Source organism: Leifsonia shinshuensis (assembly GCF_014217625.1).
In the GTDB taxonomy this organism is placed as follows: Bacteria; Actinomycetota; Actinomycetes; order Actinomycetales; family Microbacteriaceae; genus Leifsonia; species Leifsonia shinshuensis_A.
The window spans coordinates 2,177,767-2,202,694 of sequence record NZ_CP043641.1; the positions used below are offsets into that span (position 1 = coordinate 2,177,767).

Consider the following 24,928-nt stretch of genomic DNA (forward strand, 5'->3'; position numbering starts at 1 on the left):
CCCTCCTCGCTCGTCACCGCACACCCTAGCCCGGCGAGCGCCGGCCGCGGAGGGGGCGGCCGGAGGGAGATCAGTGGCCGGAGTCCTGGCCGCCGGACCCGGAGGAGTCGCCGGATGACCCGCCGGCCGAACGGCTCTGCGAACGGCTCTGCGAACGGCTCAGCGAACCGCCCTGGGAGCCCTCCAGAGAGCCTGCGGAGCCACTCGTCGGGGGCGCGGGCGATCGCACCGGCGCCGGGCCCGTCTTCACGCGTGCGGGCTCGGGCTTCTGCGCGGTCGAGCCATCGCCCGCTCCCCGGCCGTTGCTCGCACCGGCTCCGCTGCCCGCGTTCGTGCCGTTGTCGCCCGAGCTGTCGTCGCCCGTCGCGGTCACCGCCGTGCTGTTGCCGACGCCGGAGGCGTCCTGCGCGGCCTGTGCGGCCTGTGCGGCCTGTGGGCCACCGTCGTCGACCGAGGCCCGGCCGACCGCAGCGTCGCCGGTCTCCGCCGAGCCTGCTCCGAGCGACGAATCCTGCGGACCCTGTGCGCCTCCTGCCTGCCGCGGAAGCGGTGATCCGTCCGCGGCCGCGTCCTGCTGCGCGGCCGGCCCGGGGGCGGCCGGCGCGGCGGGCTCGGGATGCGTCGGCGGACCGACGAGCTTCGCCAGACTGGAGAAGGCGTCGCCGGCGACCGAGTGGAACGACGGGCTCGCCGCCGCTGCGGCGGAGGCGCCTCCCACCAGCGCTGCGGCCAGGAGCACCATCGTCGTCGTGCGCGTCCCGCGCCGCGCGAACCACGACGAGCGGGCCGGACGCCTCCCGGACATCAACCGGGCCACGTCGCGCGATGGCTGGGGCGCGTCGGCGGGCGTGGTCGCCGTAAGCTCGCCCAGGAGGCCGGCGAGCACGGCGTCGTCGGCGAGTCCGGCCTCGTCCAGAAGTCGGAGGACGGCGTCGTCGGGCGTCCCGGTCATCGCGCCCCCTCCCGTTCATGGATGGGCGCGCCGGCCACCGCGGCCCTCTCCTCGTCGCCTGCGACCTCCCGGCGCAGGGCGATCAGGGCGCGGCGCTGGAGCTGCTTGATCGCCCCGGGGGTCCTGCCCATGATCTGGGCGACCTCCTCGATAGTGAGCTCGGCCAGGATGCGGAGGGCGATGACCTCGCGGTACTCGGGGGTCAACCGGCCGAGCAGCTCGGCGACGCCGGTCGCGCCCCGCACGACATCGTCCTCGGCGGACGGTGTGCTGCGCGTGTCGGCGATCGGGTCGTAGGCGACGGCGGCGGGGACGCGTGAACGCCTGCGGTGATGGTCGACCACGCGCGCGTGCGCGATCGTGAAGAGCAGCGCTCTGAGGCCGTCCTGGCCGCCGGACAGCGACTCCAGCCGTGGGTAGAGGGCGACGAACACGTCCTGCGTCACGGCCTCAGGATCGTCCACCCCCTGCGAGCGGAGGTAGGCCAGGAGGGACGCGGCGTGCGTGCGGTAGGCGTCGGTGAACAGCTCCGCGGTTCCGCTGGTGTCGCGGTGCGCGCGCTCCTTCACGGGCCGGGCCTCACGCGGCCACTCTAGCGGGATCAGCCACTCCGGCGGGAGGAAACCTCCAGCGGCCAGGGCGAGGCCACCATCACCACCGCCCGCCGCGAAAACCCGAGCTCGCGGCAGGCAGTGGTCCATCGCCTACGCCTTCCGGCCCGCCGACGCCCCGGCCGGGCCGGTCGGGATCCGCGCGCCCCGGGGGGTTGGCGCGGCGGATCCCTCCAGCCCGGCCGGGACTCCCGCGAAGCGGTCGCCGGTCGGAGCGGTGGTGACGGGACGATGGGCGGCGGACTTCACGGGGGCGACCGAAGTCGCACAGCACGCCGCGATGGCACCCGTCCCTCGTGCCGGCTTCGCGGGGGCGGCGGAGACGGCGGAGGTGGGGACGGGGGTCGTGAGGGGCATCGGTCCTTCCTCAATTCCGGGGAGAATCACGGGGGCCGGAGCCCTCAGGCCCGACACCCCTCAGTGACTTAATCGCCGGGAGGGCGGAAAGGTTACGCGGCGGCGGAAGAATTCCCGGCGGCATACTCTTGGCTTCGCACGCCGTCGACGGGACGGCTCGACGAAGGAGCACCATGGCTCACGCAGAGGACACCATCACCATCGACCGGCCCGCGACGGAGGTCTACGCGTTCCTGGCCGACGGCACGAACAACCCGCGCTGGCGGGAAGGGGTGAAGGAGATCTCGCTGCGCAGCGGCTCGGCCGGCGAACGGGACGCCGTGTACGCGCAGACACTCACCGGGCCGGGAGGGCGCCCGATCGCGGGAGACTACCGGATCACGTCCGCCGTGCCAGGGCAGGAGCTGCGCTTCGCGGTCATCTCCGGCCCGGCGCGGCCCGAGGGCGCGTACACGCTCACGCCGGACGGGACGGGCACCCGGGTGCTCTTCGTGCTCGACTACACCCCGACCGGCCTGAAGAAGCTCATGAACGGGATGATCGAGAAGACCATGCGCGCCGAAGTCGGGCGGCTCCCGCAGCTCAAAGCCGCGATCGAAGGGCGCTCGTCCCTATCCTGATCGGATGAGCGTCCTGCCGCCTCCCCCGCCGCCGGGCTGGTACCCCGATCCGACCCCCGCGCCGTCGTACCGGTGGTGGAGTGGCGGGTCGTGGACGGCGTACACCTGGCCGGGCGGAGCGCAGGCCGCCGGTGCGGCGCAGGGGCCGGCCGGGGCGCAGACCGCGGGCGTCGCGCAGCCGTACGCTGCGACCTCCGCGGGCTCGCCGCGGCGCACCAAGTGGCTGGGCCGCTGGGGCGGCTGGCTGATCGTCGCGGGCAGCGCGCTGATCTGGCTGTGGCTGTTCGGCCTCAGCCTCCTGATCTCGGCCGTGGCGCCGCACGCGCACGACGGCGCGCCTGCCGTGCTCTCGCCGTACCTGCTGGTGACCGGGAGCGGCACCGCGGCCGCTGCGATCTTCTACACGATGGCGTACAAGCTGCGGCCGGAGGACCGGCTCAGCGTCCCGCGACTGGTCGCGGTCGCGCTGCTCGGCGGCACGACGGCGACGCTCCTCGTGCTGCCCGTCGAAGGCTTCATCGACATCGCCGCGGGTGGGACGGCGCTGCATCCCAGCCTCGCCGTGCTCGCCACCGCCGGGTTCGTGGAGGAGCTCGTCAAGATGCTCTGCGCAGTGCTGCTCTGCCTGCGCCTGCCCGTCAAGAACGCCCGCATCGGCCTGTTCGTGGGAGGAGCGGTCGGGCTCGGCTTCAGCGTCGTGGAGAACCTGAGCTATCTGCAGCAGTCGTTCGTGCTCGGGCACGCGGACGGCGCCGGGATCGGGCTCTTCCTCACCACGACCGCGGGCCGCGAGATCAGCGGGCCGTTCCTGCACCCGGTCTTCTCCGCCCTGCTCGGGGCGGCCGTGTTCGGCGCCGCCCGGGGCGGGCGGTTCCGGATCACCTTCGGCGTCGTCGCCGCCTACCTGGGCGTGGCCGTCGCCCACGGCCTCTTCGATGCGCTGCAGTGGGCGGCGAGCGCACGCGCGTTCGGGCCGGCGACCGGCCTCCTCACCCTGCTCCTGTCGCTCGTGTTCGTGCTGGCGAGCGGGCTCACCTGGCTGTTCGTCGTTCGGCGCGTCCGGAGGCAGCGGGCCGCGGCTGCGGCCGCGGCCTCCGCGCTCACGACCGGCTGAACGCGTCGAGCACCGCGAGCGTGCGCTCGGTCGCGTCGCGCTCTCCGACGCTGACGCGCACACCGTCGCCGGCGAACGCGCGCACCGACAGGCCCGCCCGGCCTGCGGCGTCGGCGAGCTCCGCCGCGCGGTCGCCGACCGGCAGCCAGACGAAGTTGCCGTGCGCGTCCGGATGCCCGATCCCCCGCTCCCGGAGGCCGTCGACCAGCAGCTCGCGCTCGCGCACAACGGCCTCCGCGCGCTCGAGCACGCGCGGCAGGGCACGCAGCGAGGCGACCGCGGCGACCTCGGCGGACGCCGAGACCGGGAACGGCAGCACGACCCGCCAGACCGGGTCGAACACGTCCGGATCGCCGATGGCGTAGCCGACCCGGAGCGCGGCCAGTCCGTGCGCCTTGGAGAGCGTGCGGACCACCACGACGTTGCGGTGCCGGCGGGCGAGGGCGAGCGTGTCGAGCGCGTCCGGGCGGCGGACGAACTCGCCGTAGGCCTCGTCCACCACCACGAGCACGTCCGCGGGCAGCGCGCGGACGAAGTCCGCCGTCTCCGCGTGATCCAGCGCCGGGCCGGTGGGGTTGTTCGGGCTGCACAGGATGACCACGCGCGTCCGCGGGCCGACGGCGGCGCGCATCGCGTCCAGGTCGTGCTCGCCCTGCGGAGTGAGCGCCACCGGACGAGGCGTCGCGCCGACGGCCGCGATCGCGATCGGGTAGGCCTCGAACGACCGCCAGGCGAACACGACCTCGTCCGCCTCTCCATCGGCTCCGCCCCCGGTGTACGCCTGCAGGATCCGGCTGAGGACCTCGAGGCTGCCCGCGCCCGGGAGCACCGCGTCGGCGGAGACGCCGAACGCCTCGGCCACTGCTTCTCGCAACGGCCGGGCCGTCGCGTCCGGATAGCGGTTCACCCCGGTGCTGCCCGCCAGCGCCGCCAGCACCTCCGGCAGCGGGTCGAGGAAGTGCTCGTTCGAAGACAGCTTGTGCGGCCGGACCCCGGGCGGCGCGGCAGGCGCGGCGCCCGCCCGGTAGCGCGGGATGTCGAGGATGCCGTGCCGCACCGGGATCACCGCCGTCACCGCGCGGCCTCCAGCGGCGCCGGGTAGATCATCCGCTCGGGGACCCGCATGGTGCGGCGCGCCCAGGGGTAGTAGATCGCGAAGGTGATGACGAGGGAGACGATCCAGGAGATGTCGGCCCCGCCCATCGCCTTCGCGATCGGGCCCGTGTAGAGCGTCTGCGACAGGAACGGGATCTGCACGAGGATGCCGACGACGTAGCTGACGATCGCGACGGTGTTAACCGAGCCGTACCGGCCGCGCGGGTCGTACAGGGCCGGGATGTCCACCCGCTCCTTGGAGATCAGGTAGTAGTCGACCAGGTTGACGACGCTCCACGGGATGAACACGGCGAGCAGCAGCAGCACGAAGTTCTTGAAGAAGCCGAGGAAGTCGGCGGTCGCCGCCGTCGCGATGACCAGCGAGAGCAGGACGAAGCCGATGATCGTCAGACTGCGAGCGCGCGGCGAGATGCTGCGCCGGTTGTCGAAGCCGGTCACGGTGGTCAGGATCGACATGAACCCGCCGTACGCGTTCAGGCAGTTGACGGTGAGCTTGCCGACGATGATCACCAGGGCGATGCAGGCCGCGGCGACCGGGCCGCCGGCGAGCTTGCCGAGGTAGCCGACCTGGTTGGCGAGGAAGGCCTCCCCGCCGACCAGCGCCACGAGGACCCCGAAGGTCATCGCGATCTGGGTGCCGATCACGCTGCCGCCGAAGGTCCACCAGAACGTGGAGCGCACGGGCGTCGAGCTCGGGAGGTACCGCGAGTAGTCGGCGACGTAGGGCGCGTAGGTCATCTGCCAGCCGGCGCTCAGCGTGACGGCCGTGATGAACGGCACGATGCCGAAACCGCCTGCGCCGAACGCGTGCCCGACGTCCTCGGTCAGGAAGAGCCGGACGGCCAGGTAGCCGAAGCCGATGATCCCGGCGACGGTCGCGATCCGGCCGACCAGGTGGATGAGCCGGTAGCCGATGATCGCGACGATCATCGTCAGCACGCCGAAGATCGCGATCCCGATCACGGGAGTGGAGGTGCCGAGCAGCAGGTCGACCGCCTGCCCGGCGAGGACCGCACCGGTGGAGGCGAAGCCGAGGTACATCAGGATGACGAGCACGAGCGGCAGCGAGGCGCCGCGCACGCCGAACTGCACCCGGCTGGAGATCATCTGCGGCAGGCCGAGCCGCGGCCCCTGCGCCGAGTGCAGCGCCATGAACACCCCGCCGAACACGTTTCCGATCAGGAGACCGATCACGGCCGTCCAGCCGCCGGCACCCAGGACGACGGCGAGCGCACCCGTCACCACGGCGGTGATCTGCATGTTCGCGCCGAACCACAGGGTGAACTGGCTCGTCGGCTTCCCGTGCCGCTCGGCCTCCGGGACCATGTCGATCGTGCGGCGCTCCACCAGCGATGGCGCGACGTCGGCGACCGGCGTCACCGCCTCGTCGGATTTCGTCATAGAAACTCCTTCGTCCGTGCTCGTCATCGAGCGTTTCGCCATCCAAGCGCGTTTCGCCATCCAAGCGGAAAGGATCCGAGCGCCGGGCGCTGGGCCGGCAGGTTCTGTCTGCGATCTCAGACATTCGCGACGGTGGACCCCGTCGCCGGTCGCCGCCCTAGGATCGGCGCATGACCGCATTCGACGAGGCAGAGCTCGACGGGCTCCGCCGCGGGCTTACGGCGTTCTGCTACCAGTTCCTCGGGTCGCCGTTCGAGGCGGAGGACGCGGTGCAGGACGCGCTGGAGCGCAGCTGGCGCGCCCGCGACTCGTTCGACCCGGCCAAGGGGTCGCTGTCGACCTGGTGCTACCGGATCGCCAGGAACGTCTGCCTCGACCGGCTGCGCGAGGCGCCGCGGCGGCCGCTGCCGCGCGACCTCCAGGACCCGGGGCTGGAGGCCGGCGCCCCGCTGGTGCCGGCGCTCGACGTGCCGTGGCTGCTGCCGGCCCCGACCGGCTGGGCGGCCGTCTCCGAGGTGGAGGGCCGTGCCGAGCGGCGCGAGGAGGTGCGGTTCGCTGTGACCGCGATGCTCCAGTACCTGTCCCCGGCGCAGCGCGGTGCGTTCGTCCTCCGAGACGTGATCGGGCTCAGCGCCGCCGAGACCGCCGCCGTGCTGGAGGTGTCTGTGGCGTCGGCGAACTCCGCCCTGCAGCGGGCGCGCGCCGCCATCGCCGCCGGCGTGGAGCGTGCCCACCCGCCCGCGCCCGGAGCCGTCGAAGGATATGCGCGGGCGATCGAGCGCGCCGACGTGGCGGCGCTGGCCTCCCTCGTCGCCGACGACCTGGTGTTCGAGATGCCGCCGGTGCCGGACTGGTCGATCGGCGTCGCGTCGTACCGGGCGTTCATGGAGCGCCTGTTCTCCTGGCGCGGCGTGGAGTGGTCCACGGCGCCGATCTCGACGGGCGGGCAGCCGGGGTTCCTGCTGTACCGGGGCGTCGGGGAGGCGCGCGAGCCGCACACGGTCCAGCTGTTCGACGGGGACGCCGGCGGGGCGATCGGGCACGTGCTCGTGTATCAGCATCCCCGGCTGTTCGCGCTGTTCGAGGAGGCTGCCGGAGTCCGCTGACCGGTCGCGATGATTTCGCGGCGTCCCATCCGTATCCACTTGTGACACCGAGACGCGGTGTCGGGAGGAGGACATCATGGGCGAGCTGATCGTCGTGCAGTTCATCACGCTGGACGGTGTGGTCGAGGACCCGGACGGCTCCGGCGGCGCGCCGTTCGGCGGCTGGGCGATGCGCTTCGGGCCGCAGGGCGTCGCCGGGGACAAGTTCCGGCTCGGCACGATCCTGGAGACCGGGACGCTGCTGTTCGGCCGCCGCACTTGGGAGCACTTCAGCACGCTCTGGCCTGCGCGCGACGACGACTTCTCGCAGTCGATGAACCGCGCGAGCAAGGCGGTGGTGAGCAACGGCCCGGTGGACGTCGCGCGCTGGTCGAACACGCGCCAGGTGCCCGGCACGCTGGAGGACTGGCTGGACGGGACCCTCCCCGAGAGCGACGTGGTCGTCATCGGCAGCGGCTCACTGCTCGGGCGGCTCGCCGCCGCGGACCGGGTGGACGAGTACCGGCTGCTGACCTTCCCGACCGCGGTCGGCGCGGGGCGGCGGCTGTTCCCCGACGGGGCGCTGCTGACGCTGACGTCGTCGGAGCAGGTCGGGCCGGCCAGCCTGACGCGGTACAGGAGGGGGTGACAGGTGGGGGGTGCCCGCGGCGGTCCGGAGTCCGTAGATTCCTCCCATGGCTGCGACCCCTCTCCCCTCGTCCGGCGAGCCCCCGCTCGACGGCCCCCTCACCTGCGACGCCAGCGGGATGATCGACATCCACCGGCTCTACCGGCACTCCTTCGGCGAGGCCGGCGGGCTCGTGGACGGCGTGAAGGACGGCGACAGCGCGCACGCCGACGTGGTCGCGTCCCAGCTCGCCCTCATCTCGACCTCCCTGCACGCCCACCACGAGGGCGAGGACCTGAAGCTCTGGCCGGCGATCGACGAGCGCGCGCCGTCGTGCGCCCTCCACGTCGAGCGGATGAAGGCGCAGCACGCGCAGATGCTGGTCCACCTGACCGCACTCGACGCGGCGCTGCCGACCTGGCGGACGGCTCCCGGCGCCGCGACCGTCGAGCCGGTACGGACGGCCCTCGCCGGCATCAACGCCGCGCTCGCCGAGCACCTGCCCGACGAGGAGGCGAACATCGTCCCTGTCATGGAGCACGTGGTCACGAAGGACGAGGAGAAGTGGTTCGCCGACCACGGCCGCAAGAGCACGCCGAAGGGCCAGCAGTGGAACATGCTCGGCGCGATCCTGGCGGCGCAGCCGGACGGCGGCGATGTCTGGATGAAGAAGAACCTGCCTGGGCCGGTCGTGCTGCTGTGGCGCTGGGTCGGGCGGCCGCGGTATCTGCGTTACCGGGCGGCGCTGGAGGGGCGGCCGGGGGCGGCGTCCGCGCGCTGAGCGAACGCGATCAGCCGCTGCTGCGACTCCGCGTAGGAGGTCGCGACCGGCACGTCGCGCCCGTCGCGCACCGCCTCGGCGGAGTCCACCGCCGCGTCGATCGCCACCCGGTACGGCAGCGACCCTGTGCTGACCCGGCGGACGCCGAGCACCTGGAGGTCGTCGAGGCCGAGGCCAGGCACCACCAGAACGTTCAGCGGCAGCGCGATCGTCGCGGCGAGCCGTTCGATCGTCGACGGGTCGGTGACGCCGGGGACGAAGATCCCGTCGGCGCCGGCGTCGGCGTAGGCGCGGGCGCGGTCGGCGACGGCCTCCACGGTGTCGTCCTCGTGGAACCAGTAGGAGTCGACCCGCGCGTTGACGAAGACGCCGGGCGCCCCCCGCTTGACGGCCGCGATCTTGGCTGAGGGGATGGCCGGGTCGACCAGCCGGCCGGCGGCGGAGTCCTCCAGGTTCACGCCGACCACGCCGTCCGCGGCGAGCGCTGCGACGAAGGCCGCCACCTCCCCCGGGTCCTCGCTGTAGCCGTCCTCGACGTCGGCCGTGAGGTGGATGTCGAGGGTCGCGATCCGACGAACGAGCGCGACCGTGGCCTCCCGGCTCGCGCTGCCCGCGTCAGGGCGTCCCGCGGAAGCGTTCACGCCGAAACTGGTGGTGCCGACGGCCGGGAAGCCCGCGGCGGCGAACGCGATGGCGGAGCCGGCGTCCCAGGCGTTCGGCAGCAGGAGCGGCTGGTCGCCGTGGTGGAGCGCGCGGAAGGCTTCGAGGTCGTGGAATGTCATGGTGTCACGGCTCCCCTCTGTGCGTCGGAGGGTACTCCGCTCGGCGGGCGCGACGAAACCGTGCGCGGGCTGATTCGCAAAGCAAGCAGAAGCTTCCACTGTTTGCATTTCAATGTATCGTTGCGCATTTCAATGGGACCTTCTATCGTTTGACGGGTGACACAGTGGGCCACCGCGATGCGGAGCCCTGAAACGAGGTTCAGCCGGACGCGCATCGTTCGATCCAGCGCCGGACGAGCCGAAGAACGAACGGAATCATCAATGTTGCTGAAGACCAAGAAGTCCCGTCTCGCGGCCGCTGCCGCCACATCCGCCCTCGCCGCCGGCCTCGTGCTCGGCGGTGCCGCGCCAGCGATGGCCGATCCGGGCACCGTCGTGTACGAGTTCAAGAACGTCCAACTGGATCGCGCGGAGGCCTGGGCGAGCACCATCAAAGGAAACCTCCTGCATCGGTCGTACGCGCGTCACGGCAACCGGAGTTTTCTCAGCGGCTGGGGGCTGTACTCGGAGGCGTGGGCGCAGAACGGTATGTGGACGTGGGACGGCGAGGCCTACAACAAGTACTGAGAGCAGCGCTGCGTGCTCGGGTGCCCGGTCGAATCGCGGCCGGGCACCCGGCCCACTTCCCGATCACTCCGTACTGAAGGAACCCCGATATGCGAATTCGCGGCCTCGGCCCGTGGATGCTGATCACCCTTACGGCTCTCCTGCTCGCCGGTTGTTCCTCCGGGCCGACCGTAATGGAAACGGATAGCCCCCGTGTTGCCGAAAGTCTCACCGATCTCGTGCGCCAGTTTCTCAAGGACGACAAGCTCAGCGCCTTCGAAAAAGAGGTCCTCGAACGCACGGAGAAAACCGGCCGGCTCGAGGCAGCCGACTACGAGGAGGCGTACAACCACTTGCGTCGCTGCATGGCGACTCGATCATTGACTCTCCCAGTCTCAAAGCTGAACAACGGGCTGTATCAGGTCAGCGCGCCGGACTCGCTGAAAGGCACCGAAATCGACAAGTGGGTGGACGAGTATGGCCAATGCTCGGAGGGCACGATCAAGGTGATCGAGACGCTCTACGGGGCCCAGCAGACCAATCCCGACCTGTTGAGTGACGGAGCCCAAGTCGCGGTGTCGTGCCTGATCCGCAGCGGACACCTCCCCCCGGATTACACACGAGACCGATTCGAGAAGCTCATCAGAGAGCGGGGCGGTCGCGACTCGTTCCCCTTCGACCTCGACAATCCCGACGTGAAGAGCTGCCTCCACGGGGCCGGGTACGCCTTCGGCGTCGAGTAGCGCAGCGTGAAGAAGAACGTTGCGGCCCTCTGGGCGATCTCGGTGGTCGCCGCCGTGTCCGCCGGAGTCTTGGTAGCCCTACTTCTGCGACCTGACACGACGCCGTCCGAGTTCAAGCAGGCTCGGGCTCTTCAATCCGTGCCCGTGTCCACCGGGACGTTCGCGGACCCCCGCACCGTCGCTGTCGCGTTCATGACGACACAGGAGAGGACTGTGCAACTCGGCGGGTCGGGGACCTTGACCTTCTCGACGTGCGTCCCCGGCGGGGCGCTCGCGTCCGGAAGCGTCGCCGCCCGAGTCGACGAACGACCGATCCTCGCCCTCTCGACGTCGGTGCCGCTGTTCCGCGACCTTACCGCCGGCGATGAAGGCACCGACGTCGACGCGCTCCGCCACGAGCTGGCTCGCCTGGGATTCGAGGTGGACCCGACGGGGCCCTATTCGAGAGCCGTCGAAAAGGCGGTGACCTCGCTCCAGAAACGCGTCGGCTTCACCGATCCCGACGGCTCGCTGAGTCGTTCGGAGATCGCCTGGCTTCCGGAGACCTCCGTGATCGCGAACTCCTGCGACGGCGTAGTGGGCGACACGATCGACCCCACCGAGTCGTTCGCCACGATCGCCGGGGGCCTCTCGAACGTCCGGGTCGGACAGGACGCCTCGTCGATGAAACAGATGCCGGGCGCGCGACAGCTCACCTTGTTCGGCGCCGCCGGGCCGATCGACTCCGAAGGTGCCGTGAGCGACCCCGACTTCCTGCAGGCGGTTGCCGAGTCCAGCGAATACAAGATGAGCCTCGCCAAGTCCAGCCAGGAGCACATCCAAACCGGGACCAGCGAGCTCGTGACGCCGGTGAATGTCTACCGGGTGTCGCCATCCGCGATCTTCGGCGTCGACGGCCAGAACGGCTGCGTTCAATCCGGCGATGACGCGATCCCCGTCTCGATCGTCGGGTCCGCGCTGGGCGTGACCAGCTTCACGAGCGAGCGGCGCCTGACCTCAGCGAAGATCGGGACGGCGATCACGACCGAGAGGTGCCGCTGAGATGCCGACCGCTCGCGTGGTCGCCGACCGGCTCGGTCATTCGTTCGGCGCGTCCCGCTTGTTCCGAGAGCTGTCGTTCACGCTGATCCCGGGCGAGATCATCGGCGTCTGCGGGCCGTCAGGATCCGGGAAGTCGACTCTGCTGTCGATTCTGGCTGGCTGGCTGGCTCCCGCTGAGGGCAGCATCTCCTTCGATCGCATCAGCCGAAGAGGGTGGGTGTTCCAGAACCCGCACGGAGTGCCCAGAAGGACCGCTCTGGATCACGTCGTCTTCCCGCTGCTGGCGAAAGGCTTCACACGCCGGCTCGCCGAGCCCCGAGCACGGGAAGCACTCGGACGCTTTGCTCTGGATCACGTGGCCGAGAGGAAGTTTCACCAACTGTCCGGCGGCGAAGCCCAACGGCTCATGCTCGCCCGCGCCTACTGCACAGCACCCGACCTTCTGCTGGTCGACGAGCCCACCGCGCAACTCGACCGAGCTACCGCGTCGACCGTGAACGCGACGCTGTCGGGGATCGCCGACGATGGTGTGATCGTCGTCATCGCAACGCACGACGCCGACACCAGGCGGGCGTGCACCCGCGTCCTCGACCTGGCTCACGACGACTTCGTGCACCCGGAAGTCGTAGCGACGGACGACCATTGAAGATCGGCGCGATCCTCTCCGAAGCCCTCCGCAACGTGCTGTCGGGGACGAGCCGCTTCGCGGTGCTGGCAGCGGGATTCGGCCTCATCGTCGGCGCACTCGGAGTTCTCGACGCGCGAAGCATCATCGCACTCCAGTGGCAGACCCACGCCTACATCTCCGCCGGAGGAACCATCCGGACAGTCGGCTCACCTGGCAACATCGACAGCGCCACCTGCGAGCAGCTTGCCAACGTCAGCGGCATCGAGGGTGCCGGATCGCTCAGCCAGGGCGACCCGGTGACCCTCCTGGCAATGCCAGACAATCCCATTCCGCTCTACACAGCCTCACCCGGATTCGCACGAGTGCTCGGGCTGCCCGAAAACGCGCACACCGGCCTCTGGCTCTCAGGACAGGTCGCAGACAAGACCGGACTCAACACCGGTGCCCGCGTCGAGACCTCGCATGGCCGCACCGTGGTCGCGGGCGTCTTCGACTACCCGAGCGACGGACGCGATCCCCGGCTGGAGTATGCCGCCATCGCCTCAACGACACCGGGCGAGCGAGCAGACGAATGCTGGGCGATCGTCTGGCCCACATCGCAACAACGCAACGACCTCATCCGCACATCCGTCGTCGCAACAGACGCGTCAACACGCGTGACCGACGGCGTGCTCAACTCCTCGGCCGGGAGCGGCCTTGCTCCCGCCGAGGCGTTCCAGCAGCGCATGACCCGATTCGCTTCATGGGGCGCGGCCGTGGCCGGCGCAGCGCTCGCATTCTTCGCCGTCGTACGCCGACGACTCGAATACGCCGCCGCCCTGCACACCGGTGCATCGAAACCGACCATCACGGCGGTAGCCCTTCTGGAGGCGGTCGCCTGGCAAGGCGTCGGCGCGCTGATAGCGTTCGGCGCCATCGCGCTGGCGTCGACCATCGAATTCCCGGCGGACTCTGCGGCCGTCCACGTGCTCGGTGTCGTCGCCGCAGGACCCGCTCTTGCATTCGTCGGCGGAGTCCTCGGCACTGCAGTCGGGATGCTCACCGTCCGCGAGAAACACCTCTTCCGGTACTTCAAGGAACGTTGAGGGGCCCTACTCCCCCCGCAGCGCCCGCAAAGTCGCCGCAATCCCCTCATCCACCGCCGTAGCCGTCACCCGAACGCCCGCTCGAAGGCGCCCGACTCGAACACGTACGGCGCCTCGTACTGGTACGCCATCTCCAGCGTCTCGCGGGCCGGGGTGCTGAAGAGCGCCCCGATCCGGAGGGTCCCGCGGCCCATCACCTTCACGCGCGCGGACGGCCCCCCGGCGATGCGGAGGTATTCGCGGCCGGTCAGCGGCGGCGCCGTCGGCAGGTGCCAGGTGCGGCCGCGCGCCGCCGGGTCCGTCCCGAGCACGGCGAGCGCCTCCCCGAGGTCGGGTGTGTAGGTGAGCGAGTGCGGCTGGTCGGCGTCCACCAGCCAGGTGCCGGGCTTGCCGCGGGCGATCGGGGCGAGGCCGAACATGTTGAACGCGCTCGTGGCGGCTCCCGGGCCGTAGAAGTCGGCGCTGCGGCCGATCGTGACGTCCAGGCCGCGGGCGGCCGCGTCGTCCAGTGCGCGCAGGACGTCCGCGCGGATCGCGCCCTTGCGGCTGTTCGGGCGCACGGCGGTCTGTTCGGTCATCGGGCCGCGCAGCGCGCCGTAGGCGTAGACGTTGTCGAGGAACACCAGCCGCACGCCCCGGGCGAGCGCGGCGTCGACCACGTTCCGCGTGATGACGGGCCACTGCTGCGCCCACACCCGCGTCGAGTACGGGAGGCCGGCGACCAGGTAGGCGACCTCCGCGCCGTCCAGCACGCGAGCGACCGCGGCGGGATCGAGGAGGTCGGCGGTGGCGGAGGTCGCGCCGTCGACGGTGGACGGGCGGCGGCCGACCGAGACGGGCGACCGGCCGGCGCGGACGAGGGCGCGCACCGTCTCCTTTCCCGCGACGCCGTTGCCGCCGAGGACGACGTGACCGCTCATTCCCTGCCTCCCGCTGCGACCGTATCGCCGTCCGCGGCCGGCGCGGAAGTCGCGGTCCGGCGCGAGCGCCACGCGTTCGTCCGCCGTTCACCGGGAGTTCGGCCCGCGTACCGCAGAAATCAGTACGTTCCGTTCCTATGAGACTTCACATGAACCGCTCCGTCGCCGCGCTCGCGGCGGTCGCCACCGCCGGCGCCGCCCTCGCGGTCGCGCTGCCGACCGCGGCCTCCGCCGCGGACGCGCCCAGCGTGCGGATCACCGAGTGGATGTACAACCCGGCGCTGTCCTCCGGCGAGTACTTCGAGCTGACCAACCTCGGCTCGTCGCCGGTGAGCCTCGCCAGCTGGTCGTTCGACGACGACAGCCGGACGCCGGGGACGGTGCCGCTCGACAGCCTCGGCACGCTCGCCGTCGGGCAGTCGGCGATCGTGACCGAATCGGCCGACGCGACCTTCCGCAGCGAGTGGAAGCTGGGCGCGGATGTGAAGATCCTCGCCGGCAACACGACCAACCTCGGCCGCGCGGACGAGATCAACGTCTTCGACGGCCCGGACGCGGTGGCGAACCTGGTGGACCGGCTCACCTACAACGACCAGGGCGCAGGCACGGTGAAGGGCCCGCGCACGCAGGGCGTCTCCGGCATCCCGAAGACGGCGGCCGCGCTCGGCGCGAACGACGCGTCGCAGTGGCAGCTCTCCGCGGCCGGCGACGCAGAGTCCTCCTGGGCGTCGACCGCCGGCGACATCGGCTCGCCGGGGATGAGCCGCTTCGCGCCGGCCGGCTCCACGCCGGACTGGGCGAAGGTCCGCATCAACGAGGTCTCCTCCGACAACACCGCCACCCCGGTCGGCGACGCCGTCGAGTTCTACAACAGCGGCTCGACCGACGTCAGCGTGGCGGGCTGGCTGCAGATCGACAGCGGCGCGGCCACCGCGGCGACGGCCTTCGCGCCCAAGCTCGCGGACGGCACGGCGACCACGGTCGTCCCGGCGCACGGCTATGTGTACTTCTCCTCCACGAAGGGGCTCGGCAGCGGCGGGGACGGCGTGAAGCTCTACCTCCCGGACGGCCCCAACGGCACGGCGGGCACCCTGGTGGACTCGGTGGAGTACACCGCGGGCGAGGCGGGCACCGACGAGGGCAACGACTTCGGCGCCGGCGCGTTCGCACGCTGCCCGGACGGCAGCGGCGCGTTCGTCTCGGTGAAGGACAAGAGCTTCGGCGCCTCCAACGCCGACGCGTGCAAGACCGTGCTGACCAACCCGGCGGACGGCGGCACCGGCGGCGGCCCGACCCTGAACTGCCAGCCGGAGGCCCCGTCCGGCACCGGCGCCCTCCCGGCCGGAGCGCTCACCCCTGCCGCGTGGCCCGGCAGCGCCGACGTGGCCGTCTCGGACAAGCAGTGCGCGTGGACGACCTCCACCGGTCCGGAGGGACGCGACGTCAGCGGCCTGGTCTTCGACCCGAGCAACGCGAACGTGCTCTACAGCGTCAAGAACAAGAGCTGGGTCTTCCGCATGGTGAAGCAGGACGGCCTCTGGGTCTCCGACACCGCGAACGGCTGGGCGAACGGCAAGGAGATCTTCTTCCCCGGCAGCACCGACGTCGCGACCAACCAGCCCGACTCCGAGGGCCTGACCGTCGGACCGGACGGCGCGCTCTACGTCACCACCGAGCGCAACAACGCGGCCAACACCATCCCGCTCAACTCGATCCTGCGCTTCGACCCGACCCAGTCGGGCACGCAGCTCGTCGCGACCGACCAGTGGGACCTGACCGCCGAGTTCCCCGAGCTGCACGCCGGCAACAAGACGGAGGCCAACCTCGGCTTCGAGGGCGTGACCTTCGTGCCGGACGCGTATCTGACCGGCAACGGCTTCGTCGACCAGTCGACCGGCAAGGCCTACCGTCCGATCGACTACCCGCAGCACGGCACCGGCCTGTACTTCGCGGCGCTCGAGAACGACGGCAAGCTCTACGCCTACGCTCTGAACGCCGACCACAGCTTCCACCGGGTGGCCGTCGTCGACACCGGCATGGGCCATGTCATGGACGTCGCGTTCGACGCGGACACGCAGCGGATCTGGGCGCTCTGCGACAACACCTGCGGCGTGACCTCCACCCTGCTGAAGGTCGGCTCGACGGGCGCGATCGTCCCGGATGTCGCCTACAGCAAGCCGGCCGCCCTCCCGGTGAACAACCTCGAGGGCTTCGCACTGGCGCCGAACTCGACGTGCGTCGACGGCACGAAGGAGGCCGTCTGGTCGGATGACGGCGTCTACGGCGCCGGCCCGGGCAGCGCCACCGAAGGCCACGCGCTCTACAGCGGCCGGGTGAACTGCGACCTCCACCTCGGCGGCCAGGGCGTGCCGAAGCCGGACGCCTGGAGCAAGACGAAGGTCTATTTCAACGGCGACAAGGTCAGCTACAACGGCTCGGTGTTCCAGGCGCTCTGGTACACCTCGGGCGAGACGCCGGGCTCCGCGAAGAACGGCGCCTGGTCGGAGCTCGCGATCGCCGCGGACGGATCCACACTCTGGACGGCGACCCGCCCGTTCACCACCGGTGACGTCGTCGTCTACCAGGGCCGCACGTTCAAGGCCCTCTGGTACACCCGCGGCACGACTCCAGGCGGCGTCGGCGGCCCGTGGAGCGAGATCGTCGCCCCCGCGCAGCCGGGCGGCATCCCGGCCTGGAGCGCGGCGACGGTGTACTACGGCGGGGAGAAGGTGACGTACCAGGGGCAGGTGTTCCAGGCCAAGTGGTACACGGCCGGCGAGGCGCCGGGGGCGGGGAAGAAGAGCGCCTGGGCGCTGGTGGGCTGATCGACCGCCAACCACGGAGAGGCCCCGGAGTCCAGGCGGACTCCGGGGCCTCTCGTTCGTTCCCGCTCAGTACGACCCGAACAGCGCCTTCTGCGCGATGGCGAGCGCCGCGATGGCGTCGTGCTTGTCCTGCGCCGCGCGGAGCGCGTCCCAGTCGAGCACGTCGAGGGCGCGGTCGGCGGCCTTGAGGAAGTCGATCGCGTGGTCGGCCGCGGCGATGCTGTCCTCACGGAACGGGAACTGGTCGAGCTGCCAGACGCCCTCCCAGCCGTTCTTGCGCAGCGTGACGAAGAACTCGAACAGCTCGATCGGGTGGATGGTGCCGGCGACCATGTCGTCGTCCCAGCTCCGCAGGTTGTCGTTGACGTCCATCCCGAACAGCCGGCCGTGGTCGATGGCGAGCTGGGCGGAGTCGGCCGGGTTCTCCCCGCCGAACAGGGCGTGGCCGAAGTCGAGCAGGATGCCGACGTTCGGCAGGCCGATCTTCTCGATGCCGAGCAGGGTGCGCGCGACCGAGTCGTAGGACATGTGCACACGCGGCTCGCGCGGCTTGTACTCGATGACGAACTTCACGTCCGGGTTCTCCGCCGCCAGCTGCCCGACGCCGTCGATCGAGTTCTTCCAGAGGGTGCCGTAGTCGACCTGGAACGGGTAGTCCCAGCCGTCCTGCCCCGGCCACAGCTTCACGTAGTCGGCGCCGAAGAACCGCACGACGTCGGCGGCCTGGGTGATCAGCTCGTGCGCGGCGCGGCGCACGCCGGGGTCGGGGTTGGTGAAGGCGCCCTTGGCGAACTCGCGCGTGTAGATCTCCGGCGTGATGCCGATGACGCCGAGGCTGTTGCGGTCCAGCGCCTCCTGCACCTGCTCGTTGCTGAAGTCGCCGCCGAAGAACGGCCAGTTCAGGTCCACCACCGACAGATCGCGCACCTTCCCGGCCAGGTCGATCGCGTCGATGATCGTGCGGGGGTCGCCGTAGCCGTCGGTGGCGTAGCGATCGACATAGGTGGCGAAGTGCCAGATCCCCGCGCCGAACTTCTGGTTACCGGACATTCGTGTGCTCCTTTGCATGGGTGGATGCGAGTGCGTGGCTGGAAGCAAGTGAGTAGTTGGACGAGGAGGTCTCGGCGAGCGCCGACGCGACGGCGCGGTGCCAGCGGGCTCGGCGCTCGGCGGCGGTCGCCGCATCCAGCCGGGGAGAGAACGTATCGCCGTCTGCGGGCTCGACGCGATCGATGCCGAGCGTCTCGGCGGCGAGGAGGGCGACGCCGTAGGCCGACAGCTCCGGAACGTTCGACCGGCGGACGCTCCGCTGGCTCAGGTCGGCCTGCTCCTGCACCAGCCAGTCGTTGGCGCTCGGGCCGCCGTCCACCAGAACCTCGGCGACCGGCGCACCGGCCTGCTCGATGGTGGCCAGGACATCCTCGACCTGCAGCACCACGGAGTCGGTCGCGGCGCGGGCGAGCTCAGCTCGCGTGGTGCCGAGGGTGAAACCGCGGATCACCGCCTCGGCGTCCTCCTTCCACCACGGCGCGGCGAGGCCGGCGAAGGCCGGCACCAGGTCGACGCCGTGCAGCGGTCCGACCGTCTCGGCCAGTGCGGTGAGCTCGCCGACCTCCACACCGAGGATGCCGGCCAGCCAGACCAGGGTGGCCCCGGTCGAGAGGATGTTGCCCTCGAAGGCGTGCACGGTCCGCCCGGAGAGACGCCAGGCGATCGTCGTCGCGAGGCCGGATGGCGCGTCCGCGCCGGAGGGCGCGAGCCCCATGATCGAGGAGCCGGTGCCGTAGGTGGCCTTCACCGAGCCTGGTGCGCGCACACCGTGGCCGTACAGGGCGGCGTGCGAGTCCGCCAGCACGGCCGCCACGGGAAGCGCGGCGGCGAGGCCGAAAGCGCCGCGCACCCCGATCGGATCGTCGGAGTCCACGACCTCGGGCAGCACGGCCTCCGGGATGCCGAAGAGCGTGAGCAGGTCCGGGTCCCAGGCGGTCGTCGCCACGTTCAGGAGCTGGGTGCGGCTCGCGTTCCCCGCCTCGATGCGGTGGGCTCCCGTGAGGTGGAACAGCAGCCACGAGTCGACGGTGCCGACCGCGAGCTCACCGGCCTTCGACCGGCGGCGGTCGGGGTCGACCTCGTCGAGCAGCCACTGCAGTTTGAGGGCCGAGAACATCGGGTCGAGCGGGAGGCCGGTGCGCCGGCGGACGTCGTCGGCGGTCCCTTCCGCGATCAGCTCGCGGGCGCGGTCGGTGGTCCTGCGGTCCTGCCAGCCGAGCATCGGACCGAGCGACCGTCCGGTCGCACGGTCCCACACCAGGGCGGACTCCCGCTGGGTGGACAGTCCGAGGCCGGCGGTCGCGTCGCCGTACTCGCCGCCGAGGTCGCGGAGCAGGCCGGTGACCGAGTCGAGGATCTCCCGCGCGTCCTGCTCGACCCAGCCCGGACGGGGATGGGACTGGCTGACCGCGACCGACCGCACGGCGACGATCCGGCCGCGGTCGTCCACGACGACGCCTTTCGTGGAGCTGGTCCCCTGATCGACGGCGATCGTGAGGGAGCGCTTCTCAGGCACGGCTGAGGGCGTTGCGGGCGGCGTCGGCGATCGACCCTTCATCCAGCCCAAAGTAGCCGAGCAGGAACGATGTCGAACCAGTGGGTGCGAACTCGTGCAGACCGAGCACCTCGACGGGCACGCGGGCGTCGCGCTCGAGCCCGGCGACGACCGCGGTCACCGCCGCGCCGAGCCCGCCCGACACATTGGCCTCCTCGGCCGTGACGATCGCGCCCGTCTCCCGGGCGGCGCGCCGGATGGACTCGGCGTCGAACGGCGCGAGGTAGGCCGCGTTGAGCACGCGGGCGCTCACACCGTCTGCGGCCAGGAGGTCGGCGGCCCACAGCGCCCGGGAGACCGTGGTCCCCGTCCCGACGAGGGTCACGTCCGCGCCCTCCCGCACCGTCTGGATCCGGCCGCGATCGAGCGTCGAGCCCGCCTCGCTCACCTCGGGGACCTTGAACCGGCCGACCCGGATGAACGTGGGCCGCGGCTCGGCGACCGCGTTCCGGACGGCCTGCCGGGTCTGCCGCTCGTCGGCCGGCACCACGATGTCGAGCCCGGGCAGCGCGCGCAGCCACGACAGGTCCTCCACCGAGTGGTGCGTCGGGCCGAGCTCGCCGTAGGCCATCCCCGGGCTCATCCCGCAGAGGATGACCGGGAGCTGGCTGTAGGCGACGTCCGCCTTGATCTGCTCCAGCGAGCGGCCGGTGAGGAAGGGGGAGGCGCCGCAGACGAACGGGACCATGCCCGCGTTCGCGAGTCCGGCGCCGACGCCCACGAGGTCCTGCTCGGCGATGCCCACGTTGATGAGCCGGTCGGGGAACCGGTTGCGGAACTCGACCAGGTTGCTCGAGCCGACCGAGTCGTTGCAGACTGCGACGACCCGTTCGTCGGCCTCGGCCAGCCGGATCAGCTCGTCCGCGAACGCGACGCGGTTGTCGAAGGTCTCGGTCGTGGACGGGGAGACGGTCTCGATGCTCATGCCAGTTCCTTCAGTGCGATGTCGACCTGCTCCGCCGACGGCACCTTGTGGTGCCACTCGACGCGGTCTTCGATGAACGAGACGCCCTTGCCCTTGATCGTGTTGGCGATCACGGCGACCGGGCGCCCGGTGGTGGAGGGCGCGAACGCCGCGAGCAGTTGCTCGTAGTCGTGGCCGTCGATGATCCGGACCTCCCAGCCGAAGCTCGCGAGCTTGTCGTCCAGGGGGTCGAGGCGGTTGGTCTCCTCGGTGCGCGCGCCCTGCTGGAGCCGGTTGCGGTCGACCACGATCGTCAGGTTGTCGAGCCGGTGGTGGGCGCCCGCCATGAGGGCCTCCCAGTTGGAGCCCTCCTGCATCTCGCCGTCGCCGAGCACCACGTACGTGCGTGCGTCGCGGCCGGCGAGCTTCGCGGCGATCGCGGTGCCGACCCCGACCGGGAGGCCGTGGCCGAGCGGGCCCGTGTTGGTCTCCACGCCGGGGATCTTGTTGCGATTCGGGTGGCCGTTGAGCGCCGACAGCGGCTCCATGAAGGTGCCGAGCTCGCTCGTCGGGAAGAACCCGCTCGCCGCCAGGGTCGAGTACAGCGCCGCCGCACAGTGCCCCTTGCTGAGGATGAAGCGGTCGCGCTCCGGCCAGTCGGGCCGCGCCGGGTCGACCCGCAGCACGGCGAAGAACAGCGTCGTGAGGATGTCGGTGACCGAGAAGTCCCCGCCGATGTGGCCCTGCTTCGCCTTCGCGATCATGGCGAGGATCGAGCGGCGGGTCCACAGCGCCTGCGCCGCGAGCAGCGCGTCGCGTTCCTCCGGCGACGACGTCTCGACGCGCGACCGGGTGCGCCGCCACTCGTCGATCTGAGCCAGGTCGGCCTGCAGCATGATGTGTCCGTTCCTTGTCGGGTGGTGGAGGTTCAGCCCTTGACCGCGCCCGCGAGTGCGCCGCGGACGAAGTAGCGCTGGAACATGAGGTAGACGATCAGCACGGGCAGGATCGACATGATGATGTAGGCGTTGAGCTGCCCGTAGTTCGACCCGTACTGGGTCTGGAAGTTCGTGATGCCGAGCGGGATCGTGAACTGGTCCTGGGTCTGCAGCAGCGTCAGCGCCATCGGGTACTCGTTCCAGGTGGCGACGAAGTCGAGGATGAACAGCGCGGCGAGCGCAGGCTTCGCCAACGGAAGGATGACCTGCCAGAACAGCCGCCAGTTGCTCGCACCGTCGATCCGCGCCGCCTCGTCCAGCTCCTCGGGGATGGCCTTGAAGAAGCCGTAGAGGATGAAGATCTGGTACGGGATGCCGAACGCGAGGTACGGCAGGATCAGCCCGACCTTGGTGTTCAGCAGGCCGAGGTTCAGCATCGTCGAGAACAGCGGGCCGAGCGCGACCTGCACCGGGATCAGCGAGCCGAGCGCGATGACGCCGAGCAGCGCCTTCTGCCACTTGAACTTCAGCCGGGACATCGCGAACGCGGCGAACGCCGAGATGAGGAGGCCGAGCGGCACCTTGATGACCGTGATGATGAGGCTGTTCAGGCCGCTCGTCCAGAGCTGGCCGATGTTGGCGGCGTCGATGTAGTTCTGCCAGTCCCACACGGTGGGGAGCGACCAGGCCGCGTTGTTGGCGATGTCCGGCGCGGACTTCACCGACGTGACGAACATGAACAGGAACGGGACGATCCAGACGATCGCGGAGATCACCAGTCCGATCCAGAGGCCGACGAGGCCCCACTGCGTCCGGCGGCGCCTGCCGCCCTCGCGCGCCGTCGTCGTCTCCGGCCGGTCGGTCCGGCTCTCGGTGATGGCGGGCACGGCTTCGATCGCGGAGCTCATCGTGCGTCCCTCTCTCGCAGGTTCCAGATCATGTACGGGACGACCAGGACCAGGCTGACGACGAACAGCACGGTGGCGATCGCGTTGCCGAGTCCGAAGACGTGGTTGCTGAAGGACTGGGTGTACGACCAGAGCGCCAGCACCTGGGTGGACTGGGCGGGGCCGCCCTGGGTCATGCCGACGATGAGGTCGAAGACCTTGAGCGAGCTGATCATGGTCAGCACGAACACGATCACGGTCGTGGGCCGCAGGGCGGGCATCGTGACCGCGCGGAAGGTCTGGAAGCGTCCTGCGCCGTCCACCTTCGCCGCGTCGACCAGTTCCTCCGGCACGTTCTGCAGCCCGGCGAGGAACAGGATCATGTTGAAGCCGGTGGTCTGCCAGACGAACGCGATGAAGATCGCGTAGAGCGCCAGGTTCGGGTTGCCGAGGTAGTCGCCGGCGAGGGCGCCGAGGCCGACCGCGTGCAGCACCTCGTTGATGAGTCCGGACTGCGGGTTGTAGAGCCAGAGCCACATCGTCGCGACGGCGATCGAGGCGAGCACCGCCGGGATGTAGAAGGCGGAGCGGAGCAGGTTGCGGCCGAACAGCTTGTGGTTGAGGCCGAGGGCCAGGAGCAGCCCCAGCGTGGTCGGCACGATCAGGGAGAGGACGAGCCAGACGATCGTGTTGCTGAACGCCCGCCAGAACACCGGGTCCTGCGTGAAGATCCGGACGTAGTTCTGGATGCCGACCCAGGTCGGCGAGGACGTCTGGAACCCGTCCCACTTGAAGAAGCTCATCACGACGGTCGAGACCATCGGATAGATGAGGAACGTCGCGAAGAGCACGACGGCCGGGACGACGAACAGGAACGCCCGCCACTGCGCCGAGGCCCTTCCGGGCCGGCGCGCGGGGCGCCGGCCCGTGGACTTGATACCGACAGTGGACATGATCAGCGGTTCTTGATGAACGTCTGCATCTGCTTGCCGGCGTCGGCCGGAGCGATCGAGCCGCCGGCGACGCCGTTCAAGATGCGCCAGTACTCGGTGGTGACGTCGAGCGGGAAGGTCTGGTCGTTGTTCTGGAACTGGCCCTTGGCGTCCGTCGCGAGCGACACGAAGTCCTTCGCCAGTCCCGCACCGGACTCGGTGACCGTCACGCCCTTGACCACCGGGATGGTGGAGAAGGTGCCGGAGTACTTCTGCTGCACGGCCGGGCTCGACCAGTAGTCCAGGAACTTCGCCGCGGCGTCCGGGTTCTTGGTGGTCTTGCTGACGTAGTTCGCGGTCTGGAGGCCGTAGATGCGGTCCGTGCCGGTCGGGAAGGCGAACAGGCCGAGCTCGGAGGTCGGGTCGTACTTGTTCGTCGCCAGGAACTGGTTGAACCAGTCGCCCTCCAGCGCCATCGCCGCCTTCTTCTGGTAGAACACCGTCTGCGCCTGGGAGTCGCTCATGCTGGTCCAGCCCGGGTTGAAGTAGTCCGTGGCCCACTTCTTCAGGTCGGTGAACGCGGCCGTCACGCAGGACTGCTTGGACCAGTCGGCCTTGAGACCGGTGAGCTTGTCGTTCAGGGTGGCGCCGCACTTGGTCTCGAGCTGGTTGTCGAGCAGGCGCATGACGTACCAGTTGACGGAGCCGCCGAACTCGATCGGGGTGATGCCGGCGGCCTTGAGCTTCTCGTTGTCGGCCATCAGGTCGTCGTACGTCGTGGGGGTGGCGGTGATGCCGGCCTTCTGGAACAGCGTCTTGTTGTAGACGATGCCCTCGGTGTCTGCGCTGTACGGGACACCCTGATAGCCGCCGTACTGGGTGACGGAGCCGAGGGCGGAGTTCGTGAACCGGCTCTTCCAGCCGTACTTGTCGTAGTACTTGGTCAGGTCGAGCGTGACGCCCTGTTTGACGTAGGTGCCGCCGAGGCCGAGGCCCGACCACTGGAAGAAGATGTCGGGCATCGCCGAGGTGCCGGCGGCCTGACGGAGCGCGGTCTTCAGGTTGTCCGTGCTCTTCTCGGTCACGACGATCTTGACCTTGGGGTTCGCCTTCTCGTAGTCGGCGATCATCGACTTGAGCGCGGCCTCCGTGTTGGTCTGCTGCGTCGTCGTCCAGTAGTTCAGGGTCACCGTGCCGTCCGAGCTTCCGCTCGCGGAACAACCGGACAGGGCGACTGCGACTGCGGCAGTGACTGCTGCTGCGACCGCAGCCAGTGTGCGTCCCCGCATGAGATCTCCTTTGATGCGTGTGGGTGGGTGACTGTTGCGTGCTAACGATAACCTATTTCTGCATTTTTCGTCAATGGCGGGCAGAAATGCATTTCTAAGCACTGCATCCATGCGCACTCCACCGCAGTCGACGCATGT

At 70.3% G+C, this 24,928-nt stretch carries 25 protein-coding genes; 11 read left to right on the plus strand and 14 right to left on the minus strand.

The window, feature by feature from the left end:
- Positions 1 to 70: 70 nt before the first annotated feature.
- The 3 genes from F1C12_RS10390 to F1C12_RS10400 all read right to left on the minus strand — a co-directional run bounded on the left by F1C12_RS10390 (position 71) and on the right by F1C12_RS10400 (position 1,920).
- Positions 71 to 952 carry a hypothetical protein gene (locus F1C12_RS10390; protein WP_185278651.1) on the minus strand — a complete coding sequence of 294 codons (882 nt, stop codon included), beginning with the start codon at positions 950 to 952 and terminating at the stop codon, positions 71 to 73.
- Entirely contained in the window at positions 949 to 1,521 is a 573-nt protein-coding gene (locus F1C12_RS10395; RefSeq protein WP_258046217.1) for an RNA polymerase sigma factor, read from the minus strand. Before F1C12_RS10395 ends, F1C12_RS10390 begins: the two co-directional genes overlap by 4 nt.
- Before the next feature lie 135 nt (positions 1,522 to 1,656).
- On the minus strand, positions 1,657 to 1,920 hold the full coding sequence (locus F1C12_RS10400) for a hypothetical protein (RefSeq protein WP_185278653.1): 264 nt from the start codon (positions 1,918 to 1,920) through the stop codon (positions 1,657 to 1,659).
- 173 nt (positions 1,921 to 2,093) lie between these two features.
- Between F1C12_RS10400 and F1C12_RS10405 the strand changes: the two genes are divergently transcribed.
- The gene (locus F1C12_RS10405; protein ID WP_185278654.1) at positions 2,094 to 2,540 is read left to right on the plus strand and encodes an SRPBCC family protein; all 447 of its coding nucleotides are present in this window, start codon (positions 2,094 to 2,096) and stop codon (positions 2,538 to 2,540) included.
- 4 nt (positions 2,541 to 2,544) lie between these two features.
- Positions 2,545 to 3,654, plus strand: coding sequence for a PrsW family glutamic-type intramembrane protease (locus F1C12_RS10410; protein ID WP_185278655.1), 1,110 nt, complete (start codon positions 2,545 to 2,547; stop codon positions 3,652 to 3,654).
- Here the strand turns inward: F1C12_RS10410 and F1C12_RS10415 are convergent.
- Together F1C12_RS10415 and F1C12_RS10420 are read right to left on the minus strand one after the other, a co-directional pair.
- Complete coding sequence (locus F1C12_RS10415) at positions 3,641 to 4,729, minus strand: histidinol-phosphate transaminase (protein WP_258046218.1); 1,089 nt, start codon at positions 4,727 to 4,729, stop codon at positions 3,641 to 3,643. The genes F1C12_RS10410 and F1C12_RS10415 overlap by 14 nt on opposite strands.
- Positions 4,726 to 6,171 carry a purine-cytosine permease family protein gene (locus F1C12_RS10420; RefSeq protein ID WP_185278656.1) on the minus strand — a complete coding sequence of 482 codons (1,446 nt, stop codon included), beginning with the start codon at positions 6,169 to 6,171 and terminating at the stop codon, positions 4,726 to 4,728. Before F1C12_RS10420 ends, F1C12_RS10415 begins: the two co-directional genes overlap by 4 nt.
- A 170-nt stretch (positions 6,172 to 6,341) precedes the next feature.
- Between F1C12_RS10420 and F1C12_RS10425 the strand changes: the two genes are divergently transcribed.
- The 3 genes from F1C12_RS10425 (at position 6,342) to F1C12_RS10435 (ending at position 8,665) form a co-directional block, all read left to right on the plus strand.
- A complete protein-coding gene (locus F1C12_RS10425; RefSeq protein ID WP_185278657.1) occupies positions 6,342 to 7,277 on the plus strand; it encodes an RNA polymerase subunit sigma-70 in 936 nt (311 codons plus the stop codon).
- A 76-nt stretch (positions 7,278 to 7,353) separates the two neighbouring features.
- A complete protein-coding gene (locus F1C12_RS10430) occupies positions 7,354 to 7,905 on the plus strand; it encodes a dihydrofolate reductase family protein (RefSeq protein WP_185278658.1) in 552 nt (183 codons plus the stop codon).
- Between the two features lie 46 nt (positions 7,906 to 7,951).
- Positions 7,952 to 8,665, plus strand: a complete 714-nt coding sequence (locus F1C12_RS10435) for a hemerythrin domain-containing protein (protein WP_185278659.1) — start codon at positions 7,952 to 7,954, stop codon at positions 8,663 to 8,665.
- On the opposite strand, the gene F1C12_RS10440 is transcribed toward F1C12_RS10435, so the two are convergent.
- On the minus strand, positions 8,617 to 9,447 hold the full coding sequence (locus F1C12_RS10440; protein ID WP_185278660.1) for an isocitrate lyase/PEP mutase family protein: 831 nt from the start codon (positions 9,445 to 9,447) through the stop codon (positions 8,617 to 8,619). The genes F1C12_RS10435 and F1C12_RS10440 overlap by 49 nt on opposite strands.
- Positions 9,448 to 9,708: 261 nt before the next feature.
- Between F1C12_RS10440 and F1C12_RS10445 the strand changes: the two genes are divergently transcribed.
- The 5 genes from F1C12_RS10445 to F1C12_RS10465 all read left to right on the plus strand — a co-directional run bounded on the left by F1C12_RS10445 (position 9,709) and on the right by F1C12_RS10465 (position 13,490).
- Positions 9,709 to 10,014 (plus strand): hypothetical protein, encoded by a 306-nt coding sequence (locus F1C12_RS10445; protein WP_185278661.1) that lies wholly within the window; start codon positions 9,709 to 9,711, stop codon positions 10,012 to 10,014.
- An 89-nt stretch (positions 10,015 to 10,103) separates the two neighbouring features.
- Complete coding sequence (locus F1C12_RS10450) at positions 10,104 to 10,736, plus strand: hypothetical protein (protein WP_185278662.1); 633 nt, start codon at positions 10,104 to 10,106, stop codon at positions 10,734 to 10,736.
- 42 nt (positions 10,737 to 10,778) lie between these two features.
- Positions 10,779 to 11,777 carry a peptidoglycan-binding domain-containing protein gene (locus tag F1C12_RS10455; protein WP_185278663.1) on the plus strand — a complete coding sequence of 333 codons (999 nt, stop codon included), beginning with the start codon at positions 10,779 to 10,781 and terminating at the stop codon, positions 11,775 to 11,777.
- 16 nt (positions 11,778 to 11,793) lie between these two features.
- Positions 11,794 to 12,423, plus strand: coding sequence for an ABC transporter ATP-binding protein (locus tag F1C12_RS10460; RefSeq protein ID WP_258046219.1), 630 nt, complete (start codon positions 11,794 to 11,796; stop codon positions 12,421 to 12,423).
- On the plus strand, positions 12,420 to 13,490 hold the full coding sequence (locus F1C12_RS10465) for a hypothetical protein (protein ID WP_185278665.1): 1,071 nt from the start codon (positions 12,420 to 12,422) through the stop codon (positions 13,488 to 13,490). The genes F1C12_RS10460 and F1C12_RS10465 overlap by 4 nt, the downstream gene beginning before the upstream one ends.
- A gap of 65 nt (positions 13,491 to 13,555) precedes the next feature.
- On the opposite strand, the gene F1C12_RS10470 is transcribed toward F1C12_RS10465, so the two are convergent.
- Complete coding sequence (locus F1C12_RS10470) at positions 13,556 to 14,410, minus strand: NAD-dependent epimerase/dehydratase family protein (RefSeq protein WP_185278666.1); 855 nt, start codon at positions 14,408 to 14,410, stop codon at positions 13,556 to 13,558.
- Positions 14,411 to 14,559: 149 nt separating this feature from the next.
- Between F1C12_RS10470 and F1C12_RS10475 the strand changes: the two genes are divergently transcribed.
- Positions 14,560 to 17,235 carry a lamin tail domain-containing protein gene (locus tag F1C12_RS10475; RefSeq protein WP_258046220.1) on the plus strand — a complete coding sequence of 892 codons (2,676 nt, stop codon included), beginning with the start codon at positions 14,560 to 14,562 and terminating at the stop codon, positions 17,233 to 17,235.
- Positions 17,236 to 17,301: 66 nt separating this feature from the next.
- Here F1C12_RS10475 and F1C12_RS10480 read toward each other — a convergent pair whose 3' ends face one another.
- From F1C12_RS10480 to F1C12_RS10510, 7 genes are read right to left on the minus strand one after another with little or no spacing between them, the layout of a single operon-like run.
- Positions 17,302 to 18,285 carry a sugar phosphate isomerase/epimerase family protein gene (locus F1C12_RS10480; protein WP_185278667.1) on the minus strand — a complete coding sequence of 328 codons (984 nt, stop codon included), beginning with the start codon at positions 18,283 to 18,285 and terminating at the stop codon, positions 17,302 to 17,304.
- Complete coding sequence (locus F1C12_RS10485; protein ID WP_219732705.1) at positions 18,275 to 19,801, minus strand: FGGY family carbohydrate kinase; 1,527 nt, start codon at positions 19,799 to 19,801, stop codon at positions 18,275 to 18,277. Before F1C12_RS10485 ends, F1C12_RS10480 begins: the two co-directional genes overlap by 11 nt.
- Positions 19,794 to 20,765 carry a transketolase family protein gene (locus F1C12_RS10490; RefSeq protein WP_185278669.1) on the minus strand — a complete coding sequence of 324 codons (972 nt, stop codon included), beginning with the start codon at positions 20,763 to 20,765 and terminating at the stop codon, positions 19,794 to 19,796. The genes F1C12_RS10485 and F1C12_RS10490 overlap by 8 nt, the downstream gene beginning before the upstream one ends.
- The gene (locus tag F1C12_RS10495) at positions 20,762 to 21,640 is read right to left on the minus strand and encodes a transketolase (RefSeq protein WP_185278670.1); all 879 of its coding nucleotides are present in this window, start codon (positions 21,638 to 21,640) and stop codon (positions 20,762 to 20,764) included. Before F1C12_RS10495 ends, F1C12_RS10490 begins: the two co-directional genes overlap by 4 nt.
- 32 nt (positions 21,641 to 21,672) lie before the next feature.
- Entirely contained in the window at positions 21,673 to 22,590 is a 918-nt protein-coding gene (locus tag F1C12_RS10500) for a carbohydrate ABC transporter permease (RefSeq protein ID WP_185278671.1), read from the minus strand.
- A complete protein-coding gene (locus tag F1C12_RS10505; RefSeq protein ID WP_185278672.1) occupies positions 22,587 to 23,522 on the minus strand; it encodes a carbohydrate ABC transporter permease in 936 nt (311 codons plus the stop codon). The genes F1C12_RS10500 and F1C12_RS10505 overlap by 4 nt, the downstream gene beginning before the upstream one ends.
- Before the next feature lie 2 nt (positions 23,523 to 23,524).
- On the minus strand, positions 23,525 to 24,790 hold the full coding sequence (locus tag F1C12_RS10510; protein WP_185278673.1) for an ABC transporter substrate-binding protein: 1,266 nt from the start codon (positions 24,788 to 24,790) through the stop codon (positions 23,525 to 23,527).
- Between the last annotated feature and the right edge of the window lie 138 nt (positions 24,791 to 24,928).

Bases quoted from the DNA above. Each gene is read 5' to 3' on its own strand.
- F1C12_RS10390 (WP_185278651.1), bottom strand. From the start codon at position 952: ATGACCGGGACGCCCGACGACGCCGTCCTCCGACTTCTGGACGAGGCC.
- F1C12_RS10400 (WP_185278653.1), bottom strand. From the start codon at position 1,920: ATGCCCCTCACGACCCCCGTCCCCACCTCCGCCGTCTCCGCCGCCCCC.
- F1C12_RS10405 (WP_185278654.1), top strand. From the start codon at position 2,094: ATGGCTCACGCAGAGGACACCATCACCATCGACCGGCCCGCGACGGAG.
- F1C12_RS10410 (WP_185278655.1), top strand. From the start codon at position 2,545: ATGAGCGTCCTGCCGCCTCCCCCGCCGCCGGGCTGGTACCCCGATCCG.
- F1C12_RS10420 (WP_185278656.1), bottom strand. From the start codon at position 6,171: ATGACGAAATCCGACGAGGCGGTGACGCCGGTCGCCGACGTCGCGCCA.
- F1C12_RS10425 (WP_185278657.1), top strand. From the start codon at position 6,342: ATGACCGCATTCGACGAGGCAGAGCTCGACGGGCTCCGCCGCGGGCTT.
- F1C12_RS10430 (WP_185278658.1), top strand. From the start codon at position 7,354: ATGGGCGAGCTGATCGTCGTGCAGTTCATCACGCTGGACGGTGTGGTC.
- F1C12_RS10435 (WP_185278659.1), top strand. From the start codon at position 7,952: ATGGCTGCGACCCCTCTCCCCTCGTCCGGCGAGCCCCCGCTCGACGGC.
- F1C12_RS10440 (WP_185278660.1), bottom strand. From the start codon at position 9,447: ATGACATTCCACGACCTCGAAGCCTTCCGCGCGCTCCACCACGGCGAC.
- F1C12_RS10445 (WP_185278661.1), top strand. From the start codon at position 9,709: ATGTTGCTGAAGACCAAGAAGTCCCGTCTCGCGGCCGCTGCCGCCACA.
- F1C12_RS10450 (WP_185278662.1), top strand. From the start codon at position 10,104: ATGCGAATTCGCGGCCTCGGCCCGTGGATGCTGATCACCCTTACGGCT.
- F1C12_RS10470 (WP_185278666.1), bottom strand. From the start codon at position 14,410: ATGAGCGGTCACGTCGTCCTCGGCGGCAACGGCGTCGCGGGAAAGGAG.
- F1C12_RS10475 (WP_258046220.1), top strand. From the start codon at position 14,560: ATGAACCGCTCCGTCGCCGCGCTCGCGGCGGTCGCCACCGCCGGCGCC.
- F1C12_RS10480 (WP_185278667.1), bottom strand. From the start codon at position 18,285: ATGTCCGGTAACCAGAAGTTCGGCGCGGGGATCTGGCACTTCGCCACC.
- F1C12_RS10490 (WP_185278669.1), bottom strand. From the start codon at position 20,765: ATGAGCATCGAGACCGTCTCCCCGTCCACGACCGAGACCTTCGACAAC.
- F1C12_RS10495 (WP_185278670.1), bottom strand. From the start codon at position 21,640: ATGCTGCAGGCCGACCTGGCTCAGATCGACGAGTGGCGGCGCACCCGG.
- F1C12_RS10500 (WP_185278671.1), bottom strand. From the start codon at position 22,590: ATGAGCTCCGCGATCGAAGCCGTGCCCGCCATCACCGAGAGCCGGACC.
- F1C12_RS10505 (WP_185278672.1), bottom strand. From the start codon at position 23,522: ATGTCCACTGTCGGTATCAAGTCCACGGGCCGGCGCCCCGCGCGCCGG.
- F1C12_RS10510 (WP_185278673.1), bottom strand. From the start codon at position 24,790: ATGCGGGGACGCACACTGGCTGCGGTCGCAGCAGCAGTCACTGCCGCA.